The organism is Nocardia sp. NPDC050799, from assembly GCF_040654015.1.
Lineage (GTDB): Bacteria > Actinomycetota > Actinomycetes > Mycobacteriales > Mycobacteriaceae > Nocardia.
In genome coordinates this window covers 257,302-276,983 of the sequence record NZ_JBFAHF010000005.1, presented here as the reverse complement: position 1 = coordinate 276,983, position 19,682 = coordinate 257,302, and the positions used below count along the sequence as shown (strand labels likewise).

The 19,682-nt window shown below is 69.1% G+C and carries 19 protein-coding genes; 14 read left to right on the top strand and 5 right to left on the bottom strand.

What is annotated here, in order from left to right; translation table 11 throughout:
* Positions 1 to 368 precede the first annotated feature (368 nt).
* The 5 genes from AB0H42_RS08280 (at position 369) to AB0H42_RS08260 (ending at position 5,090) form a co-directional block, all read left to right on the top strand.
* Complete coding sequence (locus AB0H42_RS08280) at positions 369 to 1,202, top strand: NUDIX hydrolase (RefSeq protein ID WP_357051698.1); 834 nt, start codon at positions 369 to 371, stop codon at positions 1,200 to 1,202.
* Positions 1,203 to 1,213: 11 nt separating this feature from the next.
* Positions 1,214 to 1,996, top strand: a complete 783-nt coding sequence (locus tag AB0H42_RS08275) for an enoyl-CoA hydratase-related protein (RefSeq protein WP_357051659.1) — start codon at positions 1,214 to 1,216, stop codon at positions 1,994 to 1,996.
* 139 nt (positions 1,997 to 2,135) lie between these two features.
* Positions 2,136 to 3,116, top strand: coding sequence for a methyltransferase domain-containing protein (locus AB0H42_RS08270; RefSeq protein WP_357051656.1), 981 nt, complete (start codon positions 2,136 to 2,138; stop codon positions 3,114 to 3,116).
* Positions 3,116 to 4,477 carry a class I SAM-dependent methyltransferase gene (locus AB0H42_RS08265; protein ID WP_357051653.1) on the top strand — a complete coding sequence of 454 codons (1,362 nt, stop codon included), beginning with the start codon at positions 3,116 to 3,118 and terminating at the stop codon, positions 4,475 to 4,477. Before AB0H42_RS08270 ends, AB0H42_RS08265 begins: the two co-directional genes overlap by 1 nt.
* Before the next feature lie 64 nt (positions 4,478 to 4,541).
* A complete protein-coding gene (locus AB0H42_RS08260) occupies positions 4,542 to 5,090 on the top strand; it encodes a DUF1697 domain-containing protein (protein WP_357051651.1) in 549 nt (182 codons plus the stop codon).
* Positions 5,091 to 5,097: 7 nt separating this feature from the next.
* Here the strand turns inward: AB0H42_RS08260 and AB0H42_RS08255 are convergent, their stop codons facing one another.
* Positions 5,098 to 5,847 carry an acyltransferase gene (locus AB0H42_RS08255; protein ID WP_357051648.1) on the bottom strand — a complete coding sequence of 250 codons (750 nt, stop codon included), beginning with the start codon at positions 5,845 to 5,847 and terminating at the stop codon, positions 5,098 to 5,100.
* A gap of 139 nt (positions 5,848 to 5,986) precedes the next feature.
* Here AB0H42_RS08255 and AB0H42_RS08250 point away from each other — a divergent pair, with 139 nt between their 5' ends.
* A complete protein-coding gene (locus tag AB0H42_RS08250; RefSeq protein ID WP_357051645.1) occupies positions 5,987 to 7,297 on the top strand; it encodes a PQQ-binding-like beta-propeller repeat protein in 1,311 nt (436 codons plus the stop codon).
* A gap of 221 nt (positions 7,298 to 7,518) precedes the next feature.
* Here AB0H42_RS08250 and AB0H42_RS08245 read toward each other — a convergent pair whose 3' ends face one another.
* The 3 genes from AB0H42_RS08245 to AB0H42_RS08235 are packed head-to-tail and all read right to left on the bottom strand — an operon-like array spanning position 7,519 to position 11,089.
* Positions 7,519 to 8,772, bottom strand: a complete 1,254-nt coding sequence (locus AB0H42_RS08245) for a glycosyltransferase family 4 protein (protein ID WP_357051642.1) — start codon at positions 8,770 to 8,772, stop codon at positions 7,519 to 7,521.
* Complete coding sequence (locus AB0H42_RS08240; RefSeq protein WP_357051639.1) at positions 8,769 to 10,307, bottom strand: glycoside hydrolase family 57 protein; 1,539 nt, start codon at positions 10,305 to 10,307, stop codon at positions 8,769 to 8,771. The genes AB0H42_RS08245 and AB0H42_RS08240 overlap by 4 nt, the downstream gene beginning before the upstream one ends.
* Positions 10,304 to 11,089 (bottom strand): methyltransferase domain-containing protein, encoded by a 786-nt coding sequence (locus AB0H42_RS08235; RefSeq protein WP_357051636.1) that lies wholly within the window; start codon positions 11,087 to 11,089, stop codon positions 10,304 to 10,306. The genes AB0H42_RS08240 and AB0H42_RS08235 overlap by 4 nt, the downstream gene beginning before the upstream one ends.
* A 195-nt stretch (positions 11,090 to 11,284) precedes the next feature.
* Between AB0H42_RS08235 and AB0H42_RS08230 the strand changes: the two genes are divergently transcribed.
* The 3 genes from AB0H42_RS08230 (at position 11,285) to gdhA (ending at position 14,687) form a co-directional block, all read left to right on the top strand.
* Positions 11,285 to 12,070 (top strand): electron transfer flavoprotein subunit beta/FixA family protein, encoded by a 786-nt coding sequence (locus AB0H42_RS08230; RefSeq protein WP_357051633.1) that lies wholly within the window; start codon positions 11,285 to 11,287, stop codon positions 12,068 to 12,070.
* A gap of 37 nt (positions 12,071 to 12,107) precedes the next feature.
* Complete coding sequence (locus tag AB0H42_RS08225; protein ID WP_357051630.1) at positions 12,108 to 13,064, top strand: electron transfer flavoprotein subunit alpha/FixB family protein; 957 nt, start codon at positions 12,108 to 12,110, stop codon at positions 13,062 to 13,064.
* A 273-nt stretch (positions 13,065 to 13,337) separates the two neighbouring features.
* On the top strand, positions 13,338 to 14,687 hold the full coding sequence (gdhA, locus tag AB0H42_RS08220; protein ID WP_357051627.1) for an NADP-specific glutamate dehydrogenase: 1,350 nt from the start codon (positions 13,338 to 13,340) through the stop codon (positions 14,685 to 14,687).
* A gap of 42 nt (positions 14,688 to 14,729) precedes the next feature.
* On the opposite strand, the gene AB0H42_RS08215 is transcribed toward gdhA, so the two are convergent.
* The gene (locus tag AB0H42_RS08215; RefSeq protein ID WP_357051695.1) at positions 14,730 to 15,905 is read right to left on the bottom strand and encodes an MFS transporter; all 1,176 of its coding nucleotides are present in this window, start codon (positions 15,903 to 15,905) and stop codon (positions 14,730 to 14,732) included.
* Between the two features lie 140 nt (positions 15,906 to 16,045).
* Here AB0H42_RS08215 and AB0H42_RS08210 point away from each other — a divergent pair, with 140 nt between their 5' ends.
* From AB0H42_RS08210 to AB0H42_RS08190, 5 genes are all read left to right on the top strand, one after another.
* Positions 16,046 to 16,801 (top strand): helix-turn-helix transcriptional regulator, encoded by a 756-nt coding sequence (locus AB0H42_RS08210; protein ID WP_357051624.1) that lies wholly within the window; start codon positions 16,046 to 16,048, stop codon positions 16,799 to 16,801.
* Between the two features lie 313 nt (positions 16,802 to 17,114).
* Positions 17,115 to 17,621: a hypothetical protein gene (locus AB0H42_RS08205; protein WP_357051621.1), complete on the top strand. Its 507-nt coding sequence runs from the start codon at positions 17,115 to 17,117 to the stop codon at positions 17,619 to 17,621.
* A 281-nt stretch (positions 17,622 to 17,902) separates the two neighbouring features.
* Complete coding sequence (locus AB0H42_RS08200) at positions 17,903 to 18,748, top strand: SDR family NAD(P)-dependent oxidoreductase (RefSeq protein WP_357051618.1); 846 nt, start codon at positions 17,903 to 17,905, stop codon at positions 18,746 to 18,748.
* Positions 18,749 to 18,842: 94 nt separating this feature from the next.
* Positions 18,843 to 19,103, top strand: a complete 261-nt coding sequence (locus AB0H42_RS08195; RefSeq protein WP_357051615.1) for a hypothetical protein — start codon at positions 18,843 to 18,845, stop codon at positions 19,101 to 19,103.
* Between the two features lie 132 nt (positions 19,104 to 19,235).
* A complete protein-coding gene (locus AB0H42_RS08190; protein WP_357051612.1) occupies positions 19,236 to 19,535 on the top strand; it encodes a hypothetical protein in 300 nt (99 codons plus the stop codon).
* Positions 19,536 to 19,682: the final 147 nt, after the last annotated feature.

Below are 19,682 nucleotides of genomic sequence, written 5' to 3'. Positions count from 1 at the left end.
GCCTGCACCGGCGGGCTGCCGGCATCGTCGCCCGGGATTCCGGATACCGAGTCGCATCCGGTATCGAAGCGCATGCGCGAAGCGCGAGTCTCGAGGCCTGAACGGCGAGACCAAGGGGGCCTCAACCCCGCGGCGCCGGAGGCGCCGCCAAAAACACAGCACCTTCACGAGCCGGTCGGCATCTGCACCTTCGCCAACTCGCCCGCCCTCCGCATCTCCGCGCACCGCCCTCCTCATTCCCGTGCACCGTCGCGCTCATCCCCGCGCACCGGCGCACCGACAACACAGCTAATGTGCGAAGGGTGAGTGAGACGACTGTGCCGGATTCGGCGGCGGGGGTGCCCGAGGCCAAGGATGCCTCGACCGTGATGCTGGTGCGTGATGGCGCCGGAGGCCCGGAGGTTTTCCTGCAGCGGCGGGCCGGGGCGATGGATTTCGCCGCCGGGATGACCGCTTTCCCGGGCGGCCGGGTGGATCCCGTCGACGCCGAGGTGGCCATCGACTGGGCCGGGCCGCCGCCGCGCTGGTGGGGGGAGCGGTTAGGGGTGTCCGAGGCCCGAGCCAAGGCGCTGGTCTGTGCGGCGGTGCGGGAGACCTTCGAGGAGTGCGGGGTGCTGCTGGCCGGGCCCACCGCCGAGTCGGTCGTCGCCGATACCACGGGTTACCGCGGGGAGCGGGAGCGGATCGAGGGCCGGGATCTGACGCTGTCGGAGTTCCTGGCCGAGCAGCGGCTGGTGTTGCGTGCCGATCTGCTGCGGCCGTGGTCGCGCTGGATCACTCCGACGGTGGAGCGTCGCCGTTACGACACCAACTTCTTCGTGGCGGTGCTGCCCGAGGGGCAGTTGGCCGACGGTGCGACCACCGAAACCGATCTGGTGCTGTGGTCCACTCCGGCGGCGGCGCTGGAGACGTGGCGGGCGGGTGAGCATGTGCTGCTGCCGCCGACCTGGTCGCAGCTGACGTCGCTGGCCGGCTATGCCGATACCGCGCGGATCCTGGCGGCCGAACCGCCGATCGAGCCGATCCAGCCGGTGTTCGGTGCGGTGGACGGTAAGCAGCTGCTGCAGTTCCCGGACAATATGCGCTACTTCGCCGATCTGCCGGACCCGTCGCGGCTGGTCGGGTCCAAGGGGATGCGCGATACCGATCCGTCGCTGCTGGGCGGCTCCGGGAATGCGGGCGGTGCCGCCGGCGGCCGGTAGCGTAACCGTCCATGGCGGAATTCGTAACTCTGTCCCGTGCCGGCGACGCGAGCGGGTCCGGGCGTGGTGTGGCGGTGCTGCGTATCGCCCGCCCGCCGATGAACCTGTTCGATACCCAGCTGATCCGGGAGATCGCGGCGGCGGCCACCGCCTGCGGCGCCGATCCGGAGGTCGCCGCGCTGGTGGTCTACGGGGACGAGCGGGTGTTCTGCGCCGGTGACGAGCTCGCCGAGCTGGCCGGGCTGCCCGCCGAACAGGCCGCCGCCATGGCCGGCGATCTGCAGGCCGCGCTGGGCTGCCTGGCCGCGGTTCCGCAACCCACGGTCGCCGCGATCAGCGGCTACGCCCTCGGGTCGGGGCTGGAGCTGGCGCTGGGGGCGGACCGGCGGATCATCGGCGACAATGTGAAGCTCGGATTCCCGCAGATCGATGCGGGGCTCATTCCACTCGCGGGGATCCGGCGGCTGTCGCTGCTGATCGGCCCCGGGGCGGCGAAGGATCTGGTGTACAGCGGACGTTTCGTGGAAGCCGACGAGGCGGCGCGGCTGGGTCTGGTGGATCAGGTGGTCGCGCCCGACGATGTCCTGGGGGCGGCGATCGAGTGGGCCCGCCGGTTCGCCGACGGGCCGGCGCGGGCGCTGGCCGCCGCCAAGGCGGTATTCGAGGCGGGGCCGCACGGTCCCGAACGGGCCCGCACCGAGTGGGCGCAGCTGTTCACCACCGACGACCAGCGCCTCGGAACCCGCTCCTACCTGCGTGACGGGCCGGGGTCGGCCGTATTCACCGGGCGCTGAACGAGTCGCGGGTCATCCGCAACCTACCCGGCGGTATCGGAAGTCCGGCCGGGAAAGGGTAGGCGTACCTACGCCTGGCTCCGGCCGTGCGCGACTGCGGATGGGCTGCGCCCGGCAACACCTATTAGGCTCTCCGACCATGACGGTACGCCCCGACGACCCCGCACCCCATCCGCACGCCACCGCCGCGGAGGTCGAAGCTGCATTCGAGGACACCAAGCTCGCCCAGGTGCTGTATCACGACTGGGAAGCCGAGACCTACGACGACAAATGGTCGATCTCCTATGACGAACGCTGTATCGATTACGCTCGCGGCCGGTTCGACGCCGCGGTCGGCACCGACGCGGAGTTGCCGTACGAGCGCGCTCTCGAACTGGGCTGCGGTACCGGTTTCTTCCTGCTGAACCTCATGCAGTCCGGGATCGCGAAGAGCGGTTCGGTCACCGATCTGTCGCCCGGCATGGTGAAGGTCGCGCTGCGCAATGCCGAACACCTGGGCCTGGATGTGGACGGCCGGGTCGCCGACGCCGAAACCATCCCCTACGACGACGACACCTTCGACCTGGTCGTCGGACACGCGGTGCTGCACCACATCCCGGATGTGGAGCAGTCGCTGCGGGAATGCCTGCGGGTGCTGAAGCCGGGCGGCCGTTTCGTCTTCGCCGGCGAACCCACCACCCTCGGCAATCTCTATGCCCGCAACCTGGGCAACATCACCTGGAAGGCGACCACCGCCGTCACCAAACTCCCATTCCTGCGGAATTGGCGCCGCCCCCAGGAGGAACTGGACGAATCGTCGCGGGCCGCCGCACTGGAGGCCGTGGTCGACCTACACACCTTCGACCCGACCCAGCTCGAGGAGATGGCGCGCTCGGCGGGCGCGGTGGACGTGGCCGCGCACACCGAGGAATTCGCCGCCGCCCTGTGGGGCTGGCCGGTGCGGACCTTCGAGGCGGCCGTTCCGGACGAGAAGCTCACCTTCGGTTACCGGATGGCGATGTATCGCGCCTGGCTCGGGCTGAGCTGGGTGGACGAGAACGTGATGCGCCGGGTGGTGCCGCGGCAGTTCTTCTACAACGCCATGATCACCGGGGTGAAACCGGCCGCCGCCGGGAAATAGTGGGGTACGGCTTCAGCGCGGCCGATATCGGCTACCTCGGCTCGGCCGCGGGTACGGCCGCGCTGGCCGAGGTAGCGGAACTGGAACTCACCGCCGCCTCGCAACTCCGTGATGTGGCCGCGGTGCGCCGGGCCTACGGTGAGCGCGCCCCGGCGCTCCTCGAGACCGTCCGCCTGCGCCGCCGGGCCGCGGCCAAACTGTCCGGTGCGCAGAATTGGCTGCTGACCGACGACGCGGTACAGCAGGCCACCCCGACCCTGGTCGCCCGCCACCGCGCGGGCCGGCTGGCGGGTCGCGATGTCCACGACGTCACCTGCTCGATCGGCGCGGAGCTGACCGAACTTGCCCGTGTGTGCCCGCGGGTGGTCGGTAGCGACCTGGACCCGATCCGGCTCGCCATGGCCCGCCACAATCTGACCCACCCGGTCCCGATACCACCTGCTGCCGCGACAGCAGCACCCCCGCACTACAGGGGCGTCTCTGTGGCCGAAGCCGTCGAAGGGACAGAGCGGAGAGGTGGCGAACCAGGGCCCCGAGGGCTCGGCTCCGGTGGTGCCGCGGGCGAGGTGGACCGACACAGCTCGCCAGCGCCTCGCCCCACGGTGCCCCGGGCGATGCCGAATACTGTGCTCGTACGCGCCGACGCCCTGGCCCCGTGCACATCCGGCACGGTCGTGGTGGCCGATCCGGGTCGCCGGGCCGACGGGAAACGCACCCACGATCCGGCCGCGCTGCAACCGCCGCTACCGGATCTGCTGTCGGTGTACGCGGGTCGTGATCTGGTCGTGAAATGCGCTCCCGGACTGGATTTCGACCGGCTGGGCTGGGCCGGCGAGATCGAGGTCGTATCACTGGACGGGGGGGTCCGCGAAGCCTGCCTGTGGTCGGCGGGTCTGCGCGAGCCCGGTGTCGGCCGCCGGGCCACCGTCCTCACCTCCGCCGGTTCGGCGTCCACCCTGACCGATGCCGATCCGAGCGAGATACCGGAACGCGAGCCGGGGGAGTGGATCGTCGACCCGGACGGCGCGGTGGTCCGCGCCGGGCTGGTCCGGCACTACGCGGCCCGCCACGGTCTGTGGCAACTGGATCCGCGGATCGCCTACCTGACCGGTGACCGTATCCCGGAGGGCATGCGCGGTTTCCGGATCGTCGACCGCTGCGTTCTCCGGGAGAAGGTCTTGCGGGCCGAACTCCGTCGTCGCGACTGCGGCCCGCTCGAAATCCTGGTCCGCGGAATCGATCTCGACCCCGATATGCTGCGCCGCCGTCTGAAGCTCACCGGATCCCGGCCGTATACGCTCGTGATCACGCGCATCGGCACCACCGCCACCGTATTCCTGTGCGAGGCTTCGCGTCCGTGAGGCGGGGCCGTGCGGGCCGCGCGCAGGGGTCTGGATTGTCGCCTGGCTGGGCTACGGTCGGCACATGACGAGATACGCGGCGCTACTGCGGGGAATCATGCCCAGCAACCCGAATATGAGCAACGAGAAATTGCGCGGCGTATTCACCGGGCTCGGTTTCGAATCGGTGGCCTCGGTGCTGTCCAGCGGCAATATCGTGTTCGCGACCGAGGAGACCGGGAGCGCCGAACTCGAGGATCGCATCCAGGAGGCGCTGAGCGCCGAACTCGGGATCCCCGGCGGCACGATCATTCGCACCGAGGCCGAACTGCGCGATCTGCTCGACCGGGACCCGTTCGCCGGTTTCATCCACGGCCGTGGCACCTATCTCACCGCCACCTTCTTCAAGAAACAGGGCGAAGCCCCGCCGGCGACGCCCGCCGGCGACGATCCGCTCACGACGATCATCGGTTACGACGCGGCGGCCCGTGTTTTTCTCTCGGTCATCGACAACAGCACGCCGAAGACGCCGAATTTCATGGCGTGGCTCGAGCGCGCCTACGGCAAGGACATCACCACCCGCACCTGGCTGACGGTGCAGCGGGTGGTCAAGAAGATCGATGCGGTGAAGTAGCGGCGGCTCACGCCTCCTGCGTGACGCCGCTCTTCTTCCGGGCGATATCGGCCAGCGCCGCCTCCCGCGCCGCCCGCTGGGCCGCACCGGCCTCCCAGGTGGATTTCCGGTTCTTCACCACCCGTGCCGGTGCGCCGACCGCGATGCTGTAATCCGGGATCTCACCCTTGGCCACGGCGTGCGCGCCGAGCACACAGCCGCGGCCGACCCGGGTCTCACGCAGCACGGTGACCTTGGCCGCGATCCAGGTATCGGGGCCGATCCGGACCGGGCTCTTCACGATGCCCTGGTCCTTGATCGGCAGGGTGATGTCGTCCATGCGGTGATCGAAGTCGGTGATATAGCACCAGTCGGCGACCAGGGTGGATTCGCCGATCTCGATATCGAGGTAGGTGTTGACGACATTGTCTTTGCCGAACACCACCTTGTCGCCGATCCGCAGCGAGCCCTCGTGGCAGCGGATGGCGTTCCCGTCACCGATATGAACCCAGCGCCCGATCTCGAGCCGGCCGAGCTCGGGGGTCGCGTGGATCTCCACATTGCGCCCGAGGAACACCATGCCGCGCAGGATCACGTGCGGGTTGGCGAGCCGGAATTTGAACAGGCGGTAGTAGCGGACCAGGTACCAGGGTGTGTAGGCGCGGTTGGCCAGCACCCAGCGCAACGAGTCGAGGGTGAGGAACCGGGCCTGCCGCCGGTCACGGCGCCGGGAGCCCTGCCAGCGTGAGCGCAGCGGTGCGCCCCACATGCTCGTCACGAACGTGTCTCCTCGTATCCTGTGCTGCCAGTACTGCCGAACAGCCTACTTTCGTGCTCGGAAGGCCCGGCCTATACCCTTCCGTTAATCTTCCACACACGTGGGCTCGGGGAGACAGGACGACAGAGGAGACCAGCAGGTGCGTATCGGCAGCGGCGTACGGACCGTGTCCTGGCTTGCGGCGGCGGTGGCCGCCCTGGGGGTGCTCACCGCCTGCGGTACCGATGTCGACGACATCACCGTCGGCCGCGGCCTGGGCTGGCCCGCGCCGGGGCACGAGAGCCGCAACAGCGGCACCACCGCGGTGACCGGTTCGCAGGCGCTGAGCCTGCAGTGGTCGCGGCCGGTGGGCGGGCCGGTCGTGCAGCCGCTGACGGTGGGGTCGGACGGGCAGATCTTCGCCACCAGCCGCACCGACGCGGAATGCGATATCTTCTCCTATCAGATGCCCACGGGACGTAAGCGTTTCTGCAATCCGCTGGGTCCCAATGCCGTCTATTCGCCCACCCTGCTCGACGGCGCGAACAATGTGTACGTCGGTCTCGACAGCGGCGTGGAATCGGATAATCTGCTCGGCCAGCCGCGCTGGCGGACACCGGTGGCGGGCGTGCCGGTCGGGATGCAGTTCACCGGGGACGGTCATCTGCTGGTGATCACCCAGTCCGGCCAGGTCGACGTGCTGGAACGGCAGACCGGCAAACGGATGGTCCCCACGCAGCAATTGCTGCCACAGCCCGATTTCCTGCAGTCACCGAATCTGGACTGGCCGCCGGCCGGCGCCGGCCTGGAGGATTGCCGCACCGGCGGCCCGGATTGCGCGGTCGCCACGGTGGCGGCGATGGATATCGGCACCGGGCGGATCTACGCGACGGTCCGCAAGCCCGGGGAGTCCAAGGCCGCTCTGGTGGCGCTGCGCTATGGCGACGGGAAGGTCCAGCAGGAGTGGAGCCGGGAGATCCTGGCCGGCGGTAGTGCCACCGATCCGGCCCTGTCCGCCGACGGCGCGACGCTCTATGTCGGGGACAACAGCAAACGCCTGATCGCGGTGAACACCGCCGACGGCACCCCGAAGTGGGAGGCGCAGCTGGATTGGGAGCCGCGCCGCGGGATCTCTGTCTCCGACGACGGCCTGGTCATTCCGGCCGGTGACGACGGCTATCTGCTCGCCCTGCGGGACACCGGTGACAGTTTCGAACGGGTCTGGGAGCGTAAGGATCTCGCGCTGCGGGGCAGCCCCGTACAGACCGCGGGTGGGATCGGCTACGTCACCGCCGCCATCGGCACCGGGCTGAACCTGGTCACCTTCGACACCGGTACGGGCGCCACCCTCGACTCCGATGTTCTGCCAGGAGCCCAGGGCACCACCACCGGCACCGCGGTCGGCGCCCAGGGCGAGGTCGTGGTCGCCACCCGGATCGGGGAGATCTTCGCCTTCGCGGAAAACGACTGATACGTCGGCGCCCCGCCTGGGCGAGGGTCGCTCGTGCGCGAACGCCGCGAAGCTCTCCGGCGCCGCACACCGCGCGGGGGCGAATCGTCACTCCCGCGGTCACCCCAGCGGTGCGATCATCGACGGTGCGCTCGGCGAATGCCCCGGCGAGGACGAAGTGACGGTGACGCACGACGACCTCCGCGGACCGAGGTGAGCGGGGTGCGATGCGCAGGCTCGGATTACTGCGGATCCCGTTCCGGCAGCGGGCGTTCCACGATCACCGGGCGGCCCAGTGGATTGCGCACCCGCCGTTTCGCGTCCGAGTAGATATCGGCTGTTTCGGCCGCCACCACATCCCAGGCGAAATCGGCGGTCAGCCGCTCCCGCGCGGCGAACGCGCGCTCCTGGGCGGTCATCGGATCGTCGAGTACCGAGACCACCGCGTCCACCAGACCGTGCACATCGGCCGGTTCGAAAGATGCCCCGGTGACCCCGTCGATCACGGCTTCACCGAGCCCGCCGGCGGTCGAGGTGACCAGCGGGGTCCCGGCCGCGGCCGCCTCGAGCGCCACGATCCCGAACGGTTCGTAGCGGCTGGGCAGCACGATCGCGTCGGCGCCGTGCAGCCAGCCGAGCAGTTCCGCGTGGTCGAGCCGGCCCGCGAAATGTACGGCCCGCGCCACCCGGTGCGTCCGGGCGAGTTGGCGTAGCCATTCGAACTGGGTCCCGACCCCGGCCACGGTGAGGACGGTCCCGGGATGGGCCCGGCGGATACGGGGCAGGGCGGCGATGGCGTCCTGCACGCCCTTCTCGTATTCCAGGCGTCCCACGTAGAGCAGCCGGGGCGGGCCGCTGCGCGGCGAGCGGGTGCGGAATGTCCACGCGCCCACGTCGATTCCGTTCCGAATCACATGCACCGGGATCCGGTCGGGCCGGTAGAGCCGCTCCACCTCGTCCTTCATCGAGGTGGAGCAGGTGATCAGCACATCGGATTCGTTGGCCAGCCACCACTCCACCGAATGCACCTGCCGGTTGACCCGGCCGGCGACCCAGCCGCTGTGCCGGCCGGCTTCGGTGGCGTGGATGGTCGACACCAGCGGGACGTCGTAGTACTCGGCCAGCGCGATCGCGGGATGGGCGACCAGCCAGTCGTGCGCGTGCACCACGTCCGGTGTCCAGCCCTCGCCGATTCCCGGTTTGTCCAGTGCGACCCCCGCGCGCACCATCGCATGCCCCATGGCCAGGGTCCAGGCGAGCATATCCTCGCCGAAATCGAAGATCGGCGGATCTTCGGCGACCGCCACCACCAGCACCCCCTCGGCGATGAACGAATGGGTGGGGTGGGTGGCCGGGCTGGTGCCGGTGGGCCGCCGGGCGAGTACCACCACTTCGTGACCGGCCGCGGCCAGTGATGTCGCCAGGTGATAGACATGTCTGCCCAGCCCGCCGACGACCACCGGTGGGTACTCCCACGACACCATCAAGATTTTCATCGCGGTCCTTCTGCAGGGGTGACGCGTAGCCTACGCGCGTCCAGGGCCGGGAACACTCCGTCGGCCACCGCCCATCCTGCCGCCAAATCGTGCGCTCTGCCGAGTTGACCGGCTTCGACCGCAGCGGCGATTTCGCGAACCGCGTGCGCGTGCTGATGGGCTCGGTCGCGGGCATAACCGGCGGCAGAGTCCTTGCTGACCATGAACGCCCAGTCGCTGGACACGGCCAGGATCGCTTCGCGCAGCAGCTGGTCGGCCACCGGATCGCGGCCGGTCGGTGCGCCGGCGCGCATCTTGTCGGCGGTATCCAGCGCGAGCCGGACGATCTCGGAGTTCAGCTCCACCAGATCGCGGACCTGATCGCCGGCCCAGACCCGCCAGTCCTTCCCGGATCCCCAGGAGGAATCGGCGAGCGGAACCGGGTCTCCGACGAAGCCGCGGTCGCGCGCGTCGGCCAGGGTGCCGACGGTGATCCCGGCTTCCGGCAGCGCCCGCAGCACCTGCGCCAGCCACTGCGGGCCTTCGTGCCACCAGTGCCCGTAGAGCTCGGTGTCGAATGCGGCCACCACCAGTGCCGGGCGCCCGATCCGTTCGGATTCGGCGATCAGCCGCTCCCGCACCGTCTGCACGAAGTCCGCTACGTCGCGGCCGATCTGCGCGGCGGCGAGGTCGGGATCGTAGGGGGCCTTGTCCGGCCCGGCCACGGTTTTCCCGGTGACCCGGGCGGGCTTGAGTCCGGTCGCGTGATCATAGTGATGGAAGTCCCGGTAGGCCCCGTGCCCCGGATAACCCGATTTCGGCGACCACACCCGGTAACTGACCGTGAGATCGCGGCCGAACGCCAGGACCGGCGATTCGCGCACCGGCCGGCCCAGGGTCGTATCGCCGCGCAGCGCGGGCCCGTCGACCATGAAATGCGTCACACCCGCATCCGCGTAGCCCTGTTCCATCCCGGGGGTGAAGCCGCATTCCGGCGCCCAGATCCCGGACGGGGCGTGCCCCCAGCGCAGCCGGGCGTCGGTGAGGCCCTCGCGGAGCTGGAACTCGCGCAGCCGCTCGTCCAGCAGCGGCTGGAACGGGTGCGCCAGCGGACCGCCCAGCAGTTCGATGACGTCGGCGTCGAGGAGTTGCCGCCAGACCGGCGCGGCGCCGTGCCGCCAGTTCTGCTCGAATTCGGCCAGTGTCGCGGCCGCCAGCCGGTGTTCGTGTGCGCCGAGTGCGCGGTTTCCGGCTTTCGCGGCTTCGTCGGCTCGCAGCTGCCAATTGCCCAGCCAGTGGTGCATACCCGCCAGGCAGTGCGGATCGTCGAGCTGGGCGGCCAGTACGGGGGTGATCCCGAGGGTCAGCAGATGCGATCGGCCCTCGGCGGCCAGTGCGCGCAGTACTTCCACGACCGGGAGATAGGACGCGGCCCAGGACTGGTAGAGCCATTCCTCGCCGACCGGCCAGCGGCCGTGGTGGGCGAGCCAGGGCAGATGGGAGTGCAGGACGAGCGTGAACTGTCCGGGTACGGCGTCGGTGCGCTTGCCGCTCAAGGCTTCACCGCGAGCGCGACGAGATCGAGACTGGTGTCGATGGCGTCGGGGGTCAGCGCGAAATCGTCGACGGTGATCCCGGCGACGTCGGCGGTGAGTTCGGCGGGCCAGGGTTCACCCGCCAGGGCGCGTTCGATCTGGGCATCGATGAACGAGCCGCCGTGTTTGGCGTCGAGGGCCCGCAGTGTCGGCCCGTGATGCACGCCGGTCATCAGTTCCACCCGGAAGCCGGCCTCCTCGAGGAGTTCGGTGAGTTCGGCCGCGTTCAGTTCGCGCGTGTGGAAGGGATTGAGCGGGGTATCGCGGCCGGGCGAGAAGGTGATCCGGTTCGGGGTGCTGATGAGTAGTTCCCCGCCGGGACGCAGGACTCGCAGGCATTCGCGGAGAAACTCGGCCTGATCCCAAAGGTGTTCGATCACTTGGAAATTGACCACCGCGTCCACCGCGGATTCCGGGAGGGGGAGCGCGGCGAGATTGCCGCGGACCATCTGGACCGCCGGGTAGCGGGTGTGTACATGCGCCGCGGCGGTCCGGTCGTAGTCCAGGCCCACCACCGCTTTCGCGACCGCGGCGATCATATTCGCGCCGTAGCCTTCGCCCGATCCCGCCTCCAGGACGATCTTGCCCGCGCACCGCGGCAGCAGCCGGTCGTAGACGATCTCGTGCCGGCGGAACCAGTAGTTCTCCTCCGCGATACCCGGCACCGTGCGCTCGCCGGTCAACGGCAGCGGCTCCGGTGCGTCGTCGGTGGCCGGTGCGGCGGGAATCACAGCCTCGCTCATTGCGACGAGGTTACTGGTACGGCCCGGTACGGGAGACGCCCGGTGGTGCCTCGGAGCGGCTCGACACGTAAGTTACCCACGAGTAACTTAACGTAGGGTAATGTCTCGGCCTGAGCTACTCACATGGACGTACGGCCACTGGAGATCGTGCGACCGCCAATACAGGTAACCAGAACAGGAGGTCGACGAAGACCGATGCCGAATATCGTCGTACTCATCAAGCAGGTGCCCGATACCTGGTCCGAGCGCAAGCTGACCGACGGTGACTTCACCCTCGACCGTGAAGCCGCCGACGCGGTGCTCGACGAGATCAACGAGCGCGCCGTCGAGGAAGCCCTCCTGATCAAGGAGGCGCAGGGTGGCGAGGTCACCGTGCTGGCCGCCGGTCCGGATCGCGCCACCGAGGCCATCCGCAAGGCGCTGTCCATGGGCGCCGACAAGGCCATTCACATCAACGACCCCGCCATTCACGGCTCCGACGCGGTGCAGACCGCGTGGGTGCTGGCCGGTGCGCTGGGCCAGGTCGAGGGTGTCGAACTCGTCATTGCCGGTAACGAGGCCACCGACGGCCGCGCCGGCGCCGTCCCGGCCATCATCGCCGAGTACCTGGGCATCCCGCAGCTCACGCACCTGCGCAAGCTGACCGTCGACGGCGAGAAGATCACCGGTGAGCGGGAAACCGACGACGGTGTCTTCAAGCTGGAGGCCACGCTTCCAGCCATCGTGAGCGTCACCGAGAAGATCAACGAGCCGCGCTTCCCCTCCTTCAAGGGCATCATGGCCGCGAAGAAGAAGGAAGTGCAGACCTTCACCCTGGAAGATCTGGGCATCGACCCGTCGACCGTGGGTGTCGAGAACGCGGGCAGCAAGGTCACCGCGTCCACCCCGAAGCCGCCGCGTACCGCGGGCGAGAAGATCTCCGACGAGGGCGACGGCGGCACCAAGATCGCCCAGTACCTGGTCGGCCAGAAGATCATCTGAGTCCCGCACCCGCAGCAACTTCTAGGAGAACAGACAAATGGCAGAAGTACTTGTGCTCGTAGAGCACGCCGAAGGTGCGGTCAAGAAGGTCAGCACCGAACTGCTGAGCGCCGCCGCCACCCTGGGCGAACCGGCCGCGGTGGTGCTGGGCGCGCCCGGCACCGCGGACAAGCTGTCGGACGCGCTGGCCGCCGCGGGCGCCGCCAAGATCTACGTCGCCGAATCCGATGACGTGGAGAACTACCTGGTGACTCCGAAGGTCGACGTGCTGGCCGGCCTCGTCGAATCCGCTTCCCCGGCCGCCGTTCTGGTCGCCGCCACCGCGGAGGGCAAAGAGGTCTCCGGTCGGCTCGCCGCCCGCATCGGCTCGGGTCTGCTGGTCGACGTGATCGATGTGAAGGCCGACAGTACCGCCGTGCACAGCATCTTCGGTGGCGCCTTCACCGTCGATGCCCAGGCCACCGGCGATGTGCCGGTCATCTCCGTGCGCCCGGGTTCGATCGAGGCCAAGCCCTCGGCCGGCGCCGGAGAGAAGGTCACCGTCGAGGTTCCCGCGCAGGAAGACGGCGTCGTCAAGGTCACCAGCCGCGAGCCCGTGGTGGCCGGTGACCGTCCGGAACTCACCGAGGCGAGCATCGTCGTCTCCGGTGGCCGCGGTGTCGGTTCGGCCGACAACTTCTCCGTGGTCGAGGCCCTCGCCGATTCGCTCGGCGCGGCCGTCGGCGCCTCCCGTGCCGCGGTCGACTCGGGGTACTACCCGGGCCAGTTCCAGGTCGGTCAGACCGGTAAGACGGTCTCCCCGCAGCTGTACGTCGCCTTGGGAATCTCGGGCGCCATCCAGCACCGGGCCGGTATGCAGACGTCCAAGACCATCATCGCGGTCAACAAGGACGAGGAAGCCCCGATCTTCGAGATCGCCGACTACGGCATCGTGGGCGATCTGTTCAATGTCGCCCCGCAGCTGACCGAAGAGGTCAAGAAGCACAAGGGCTGATTCCAGCGCGCTTCGCGGAGAACGTCCGGCCGGTATCCGGCCGGACGTTTTCTATGCCCGGATACTGCGCCGGGTGCCCATCCGCTCCGCCTCCGCAGCCGGCGGCACCGGCCGCCGTAGCAGCCGACTCTCGTGGGCGGCGGGGGCTGCCCGGGAGCGGGGCCGCGGCCCGGCCGGTCAACTCCCGGCCGGTGGGGGATAGATTCGCCATAAAGCCCCCTGGACGGACGCGGGGCACAGCCGGGGGACGGATGAGGGAAGAGGACGGGATCGATGACCATTCTGGACGAGAAGCTCCACGACATCTATGCCGAGGTACTCCAGCGCAACCCCGGTGAAACGGAGTTCCACCAGGCGGTACACGAGGTGCTGGACAGTCTCGGTCCGGTGGTGGCCAAACATCCCGCCTACACCGACGCCGCGGTGCTGCGACGCCTGTGCGAGCCGGAGCGCCAGATCATTTTCCGGGTGCCCTGGGTCGACGATATGGGCCGGGTCCAGATCAATCGCGGCTTCCGGGTCGAATTCAACTCCGCGCTCGGCCCGTACAAGGGCGGGTTGCGGTTCCACCCCAGCGTCTACCTCGGAATCGTCAAATTCCTCGGCTTCGAGCAGACTTTCAAGAACGCGCTGACCGGTATGCCGATCGGCGGCGGAAAGGGTGGCTCCGACTTCGATCCGAAAGGCCGCTCCGAGGGCGAGGTGATGCGCTTCTGTCAGGCGTTCATGACCGAGCTCTATCGCCATATCGGGGAGTACACCGACGTACCGGCCGGTGATATCGGTGTCGGTGGACGCGAGATCGGTTATCTCTTCGGTCAGTACAAACGCATCACCAATCGTTTCGAATCCGGGGTGCTCACCGGGAAGGGTCTGGCCTGGGGCGGGTCCCGGGTCCGGACCGAGGCCACCGGGTACGGCGTCGTCTTCTTCGTCAACGAGATTCTGCGGGCACGCGGCGGCAGCTTCGAGGGCAAACAGGTCGTCATCTCCGGTTCCGGCAATGTCGCCATCTACGCGATCGAGAAAGTCGAACAACTCGGCGGCACCGTGGTCGCCTGCTCCGATTCCGGCGGCTACATCGTCGACGAGAAAGGTATCGACCTCGAGCTCCTCAAAGACGTGAAGGAGCGGCGACGGGCCCGGATCGGGAGTTACGCCGACGAACCCGGGGTGTCGGCCGAATTCATCGAAACGGGTTCGGTGTGGGAAGTGCCCTGCGATATCGCGCTTCCGTGCGCCACCCAGAACGAGCTCAACGGCCGGGACGCCGTCGCGCTGGCCGACAACGGTGTCACGATCGTCGCCGAGGGCGCGAATATGCCGTGCACTCCGGAAGCCGTGCGGGTGTTCGCCGAACGCGGGATCGTCTTCGCGCCGGGTAAGGCCGCCAACGCGGGTGGTGTGGCGACCAGCGCGCTGGAGATGCAGCAGAACGCCTCCCGGGATTCGTGGTCGTTCGAGCACACCGAAGACCGTCTCGCCGAGATCATGCGGGGTGTGCACGACCGCTGTCTGGCGACTGCCGACGAATACGGTTCACCCGGTGATTACGTCGCCGGTGCGAATATCGCCGGATTCATCCAGGTCGCGGACGCGATGCTCGCGCTCGGCGTCATCTGAGGGCACGCCCGCCCGCGGAGCGGCCGGAATCGGCCGGCGGAGTCATCCAGGAATGCCCGGGCCGGGGGCGTCGGCGCCGGGGCGGGGCCGGCGACCACGGCGGTCGGGGCCGTCGGCCGGCGGCAGCGCGAACGCGAGCGCGGCGGCGAGCGCCGGCACGACGCAGAGCACGGTCAGCACGGCCTGCGGCCCGTGCCGGTCGGCGATCCCCCCGAGTACGGGCATGAACAGCCCGCCCGCGCTCACCGCGATACCGAGGGTGACCCCGGCCGCGGTGCCGGGCCGGGCCGGAAGGTAGTCCTGACCCAGTTTGACCAGCACCGCGAACGGTAGGTTGGCGGCTACTCCGGCCAGCGCCACCAGCACCAGCGCGAGCCGCGGGTCGCCGCACAGGCGCAGGGCGACCAGTGCCGGAACCGCGACCGCGCCACCGAGCCGGACGGTCGCCCGCAGGCCGATCCGGTCCGCGATGCGCCCGCCGGATACAGTGCCCACCACGCCGCCGACCAGGAAAGTGGTGAGCGCGACGCCGCCCAGTACCTGGTCGGCGCCCAGATATCCGATCCAGTACAGCGCGATGAAGGTGTTCATCCCCAGGAAGAGGACCGAGCGGACGACCGCGACGACGGTCAGCACGAGGAATGGGCCCCACCGGTCCCGGCCCGCGGTGATACCGGCCGCCGGGAGGTGGGCTGTCCGCCGTGTCTGGTGCCGCCACAGGACGAACGCGGTGAGCACCGCCGGCGGAACGAACAGAGCGGTGGCCCCGAGGCCCAGCGCGGACAGCAGCGGCGTGGCCAGTGCGGGGGCCAGGAAGAATCCGACGCTACCGCCGGCCGCGAAGAGACTCATGGCCACCGTGCTGTCCCCGGCGGCGCGGCGGGCGTCCCGGCCGGCGGCGGGATGGAAAGCGGCGATACCGATTCCGGAGATCAGGATCAGCAGCCATACCACCGGATACGCCGGTGCGAGACCCGCCAGCCCGGCCCCGGCCCCGGCCACCAGCAGCCCGGCCGGGGCGAGCCACAGTAGTGGCCGGCGGTCGGCCAGCACCCCCAGCAGCGGTTGCGGCAGCGAACTACCCAGCGCGGCCGCCAGGGCGAGACCGGACGCGGCGACATAGCTGTAGCCACGTTCCAGGACGAAGAACGGGATACTGGCGGGGATCAGTCCCTGGTAGAAGTCGTCGACCGCGTGTGCGACGACCCAGTGCCGCATACGGTTCCATACCTGCACCGGGCCCGCGGTGGGCGCGGTGGCGGTCGTCGGGGTGTCCACAGCCGGATCCTCCTGATCGTCGGTCGAGGATCAGCGTAGGAAGCGACCGCGTATGACTTCTTCCGATAAAATGCCAAGATATGTCGATAACCCGCCCCGCCGTTCCCACGCCCACGCGGGTGCGGGATCTGCCGGCGGGATCGCATATCGATCCGCATCGCCATCCCGACCATCAATTGATCTACTGCAGCGGCGGTGCGGCGGAGGTCCGCACCGATACCGGTACCTGGATCGCGCCGCCGGACCGCGCGATCTGGATTCCCGCCGGGCATCGGCACGAGCACCACTTCTACGGACCGACTCGTTTCCACTGCATCGCTTTTCCGATCGCGCCGGAAGGGGACCGGCAGGCGCCGGTCGTGCTCGCCACTTCTGCGCTGGTGCGCGAACTGATCATCGCCTGTTCCGCGCCGGGCGAATTGCCGGACCCCGAACTGGGGCGGTTGCGGCAGGTCCTGCTCGACCAGTTGGGCCGGATGCCGCAGCAGCGGCTGCTGTTGCCGGTCGCCCGCGACGAACGCCTCCGGCGCGCCTGCGCCCTCGTCGAGTCGGATCTGGAAACCACCTGGACGCTGGCGGAACTCGGCCGGCGAGTGGGTGCCGGGGAGCGCACCCTCACCCGGCTGTTCCGGACCGAGTTCGCCATGACCTACCCGCAGTGGCGGACCCACCTGCGGCTGCACCGGGCGGTGCGATTGCTCGCCGAGGGGTATTCGGTGACCGCGGTGGCCGGTCGCTGCGGCTGGGCCTCGCCCAGCGCCTTCATCGATGTGTACCGGCACGCGTTCGGACGCACCCCGGGCAGTTCGCGACGTGGCAACGATCAGGAGCCGTGATCCCCACCGGGTGATATGCGGCCGACGTATAGGAATGCTGGGGCCGAAATGCCGCCGCCTCTAATTCGGTCTATTCCAATTATGTTGTAAGGGAATGTTTTACGTGTCGATACCTCTTTCGCCGAATGCTGTTCCGGGCGGAAGAATTGGCTAAACTGTGCGCGCCGATCGACGAGTCGGTGGCGTGGGGTGATCGGCCGGGGTCGCCGAATTCGGACAATTCAACAATGGCCGCCGCGGCGGCAGGAAATGGGGAACTGTGCACGGCCGTAGCAGGTTCGCTCCATTGCCGGACAGCCGAGTCGTTTCGACAGTGTTCGCTCGGGCCGCGCGATTCCGGACCGCCGGAGCGGCCGATTTCGGCTGCCCCATGCTCACCGCCGTCGCGGGCCTGGTGGACGCCCATCGGCGCCTGGCGGCGACGCGACCGGGCTGGGACGAGGTGGTGATGACCTGGATCCCGGGCCGGTCCGAACCGGAACTGCCCGGTACGGACCTCGCCGCCGATCCGTTCATCGGAGCCTGGGCGGACGCACAGCGGCGTCTTCTCGTCATAGACCTGGAGGCGCACCGCGTGCTCGGTGAACCGGGCAGCGGTGCGGTGGAACATCACGAGGGATTGGGTGCGGTGTTCGGCCGACTGGCGCATCTGTACACGATGTCGTTCGACCGCTTCGTCCGGGACGGGCCGGAGGCGGCGCACCGGCGGCAACTGGCTCGCGGGTATTTCTCCTACGAAAGTCTCGCGCGTGAATTGGCCTGCGGAGAGAAGTGTCTGCCGCCGCCCGGCGGGTCCGCCGCCGGCCTCGGGGATCGGTAATCGGCCGATCGCACGGCGTAACGGGGCACCGGCCGCCGGGGTTCCTGGAAGCGACCGCGGCCAGTATCCCGGAGGATGCCGAAACCGGGAAGGGCGGGGGCACCACTCCTACTACAACCTCTGTACGACAGTCCTTCCCGTACTCGAGGATTGCGCGCACCGCATGGCTGCTACCCGTGTCCACGGGAAATCACTCCGTGGGCCGATGCGGTGGTCCGGCGCGCGGGCCCAGGATGGTGGTGCCGTCCGCCACGGGGCGGACAGAGTGGAGTGGAGGTTCCATGAAGTTGGAAGCCGGGCAGGTCGCTGTCGTCACCGGAGCCGCGAACGGTATCGGCAGGGCCGTGGCCGCCGCGCTGGTCGATCGGGGGCTACGGGTGGTAGTGGCCGATGTCGAGGCCGAGACGCTGGCGCGGACCGCCGCCGAACTCGGTGACCCGGTGCTCGCCGTGCCGACCGACGTCGCCGATATCGATCAGGTCCGGGCTCTCGCCGACCGGACACTCGCCACCTTCGGCCGGGTGGACCTGGTCGTCAACAATGCGGGCGTGGGTGCGGGCGGGCCGAGCTGGGATATCGCTCCCGCGGAATGGGACCGGGTCTGGTCGGTGAACGTGGGCGGTGTGGTCAACGGTATCCATGTGTTCACTCCGCATCTCATCGCCGGCGGTGGCGGCCATATCGTCAACACCGCTTCGCTGGCCGGGTTGACCGTCGGCCTGTTCGGGGCGCCGTACGCGGCGAGCAAGAGCGCGATCATCTCGATCTCGGAATCACTGCGCGGCGAACTGGACATCATCGCGCCGAATATCGGGGTGACCGTGGTGTGCCCCGGTCCGGTGGATACGCGGATGTTCCGGGGTCTGGCCGAGATGGCCGCGCCGCCCGAGGGTGGGGCGCCGGAGGCGGCGATGTTGCCCGCGGAGGTTCTGGCCGCACTCGCACCGATGAGGGAGGCCGTGGGCGAGATGGCGAAGGAAATGCTGCCCACCGCGCGGGCCGCCGAGATCGTGCTCGCCGCCGTGGAGGCCGGAAAACTGTACGAGACCACGCATCCGGTGATGGCACACGCTGCACGGGAACGCATCGAAACGATTCTCGAATCGTTCGGTGCCTCCGCCGGATAGCGGTGCGCGATCTTCGGATGGAGGCGGCGGTATAACACAGCCCGAGGCCCTGGCCCGGCCCGTATGGCGCAGCACCGGACATCCGCGTTTCCCGTTGGCCGCCCAGGTGGCGGGGCGCTGGTGGGTGCTGCGCCTGAACCCCTTCCCCGACCACTGCCTGTGGACCCTGTTCGTCGACGCGGTGGTCCGCTACGACATCGAGGAAGTGCCGGCTGCCTGGGGGAAGCTGTCTCCGCGGTCGGCGCCACCCCTGGGTCCGGCCGTCGCGGAAACCGTGCTGGCCCCGGTGCGCCACCTGGCCGTCTACGGCAGTGAGGTGGGCCGGCCCTGTGACTGCCTGTGCTGCGGCGACTGAACCGGCCCCGATTCCCAGCAGACTCCCAGCTGTCTCCCCGGCCTGCGCACAGCGACGCGAACTACCGTCGTCGTTATCCGAGGTCCGATCGATGTGATCGGCGAACGATGCAGTGGGACAAGGAGTTTGACAATGAAGCTGAAACCGGCGAGTAGAGTCTTCGCGGCGTTGGTCTGCGCTGCGGGGGTCGGCGGCGCGGCCGTGGCGGGAGCCGGTATGGCCGGCGCCGATCCGGGCCCCGAGAAGAAGATCGTCATCAACGGCCAGGAGCGGCCCGATGTCGACCGGGTGATCCTGCGCGAGGACATCGACCGGGAACTGCCGGGCTATCGGCTGCCCCCGGGCAGCCCCGGCGTGATCATCCTGAAGAGCGGCGAGGTTCAGGCGGTGCCCGAGGGCGCCGTGTTCCGGCAGCACCGCCTGGAGCGGTAACGGCACTGCAATAGCACCTGCCGTCCGCGGACGGCCCCACGAACCGGCCCGAGCCGGATCCCTCGCCACTCGGGTGACCGGTGGCCCGCCGTGCCGACCCGGCGACGCCACCGAGGTCCCGGCCGCCACTGCCCGGCTGCCGGGGCC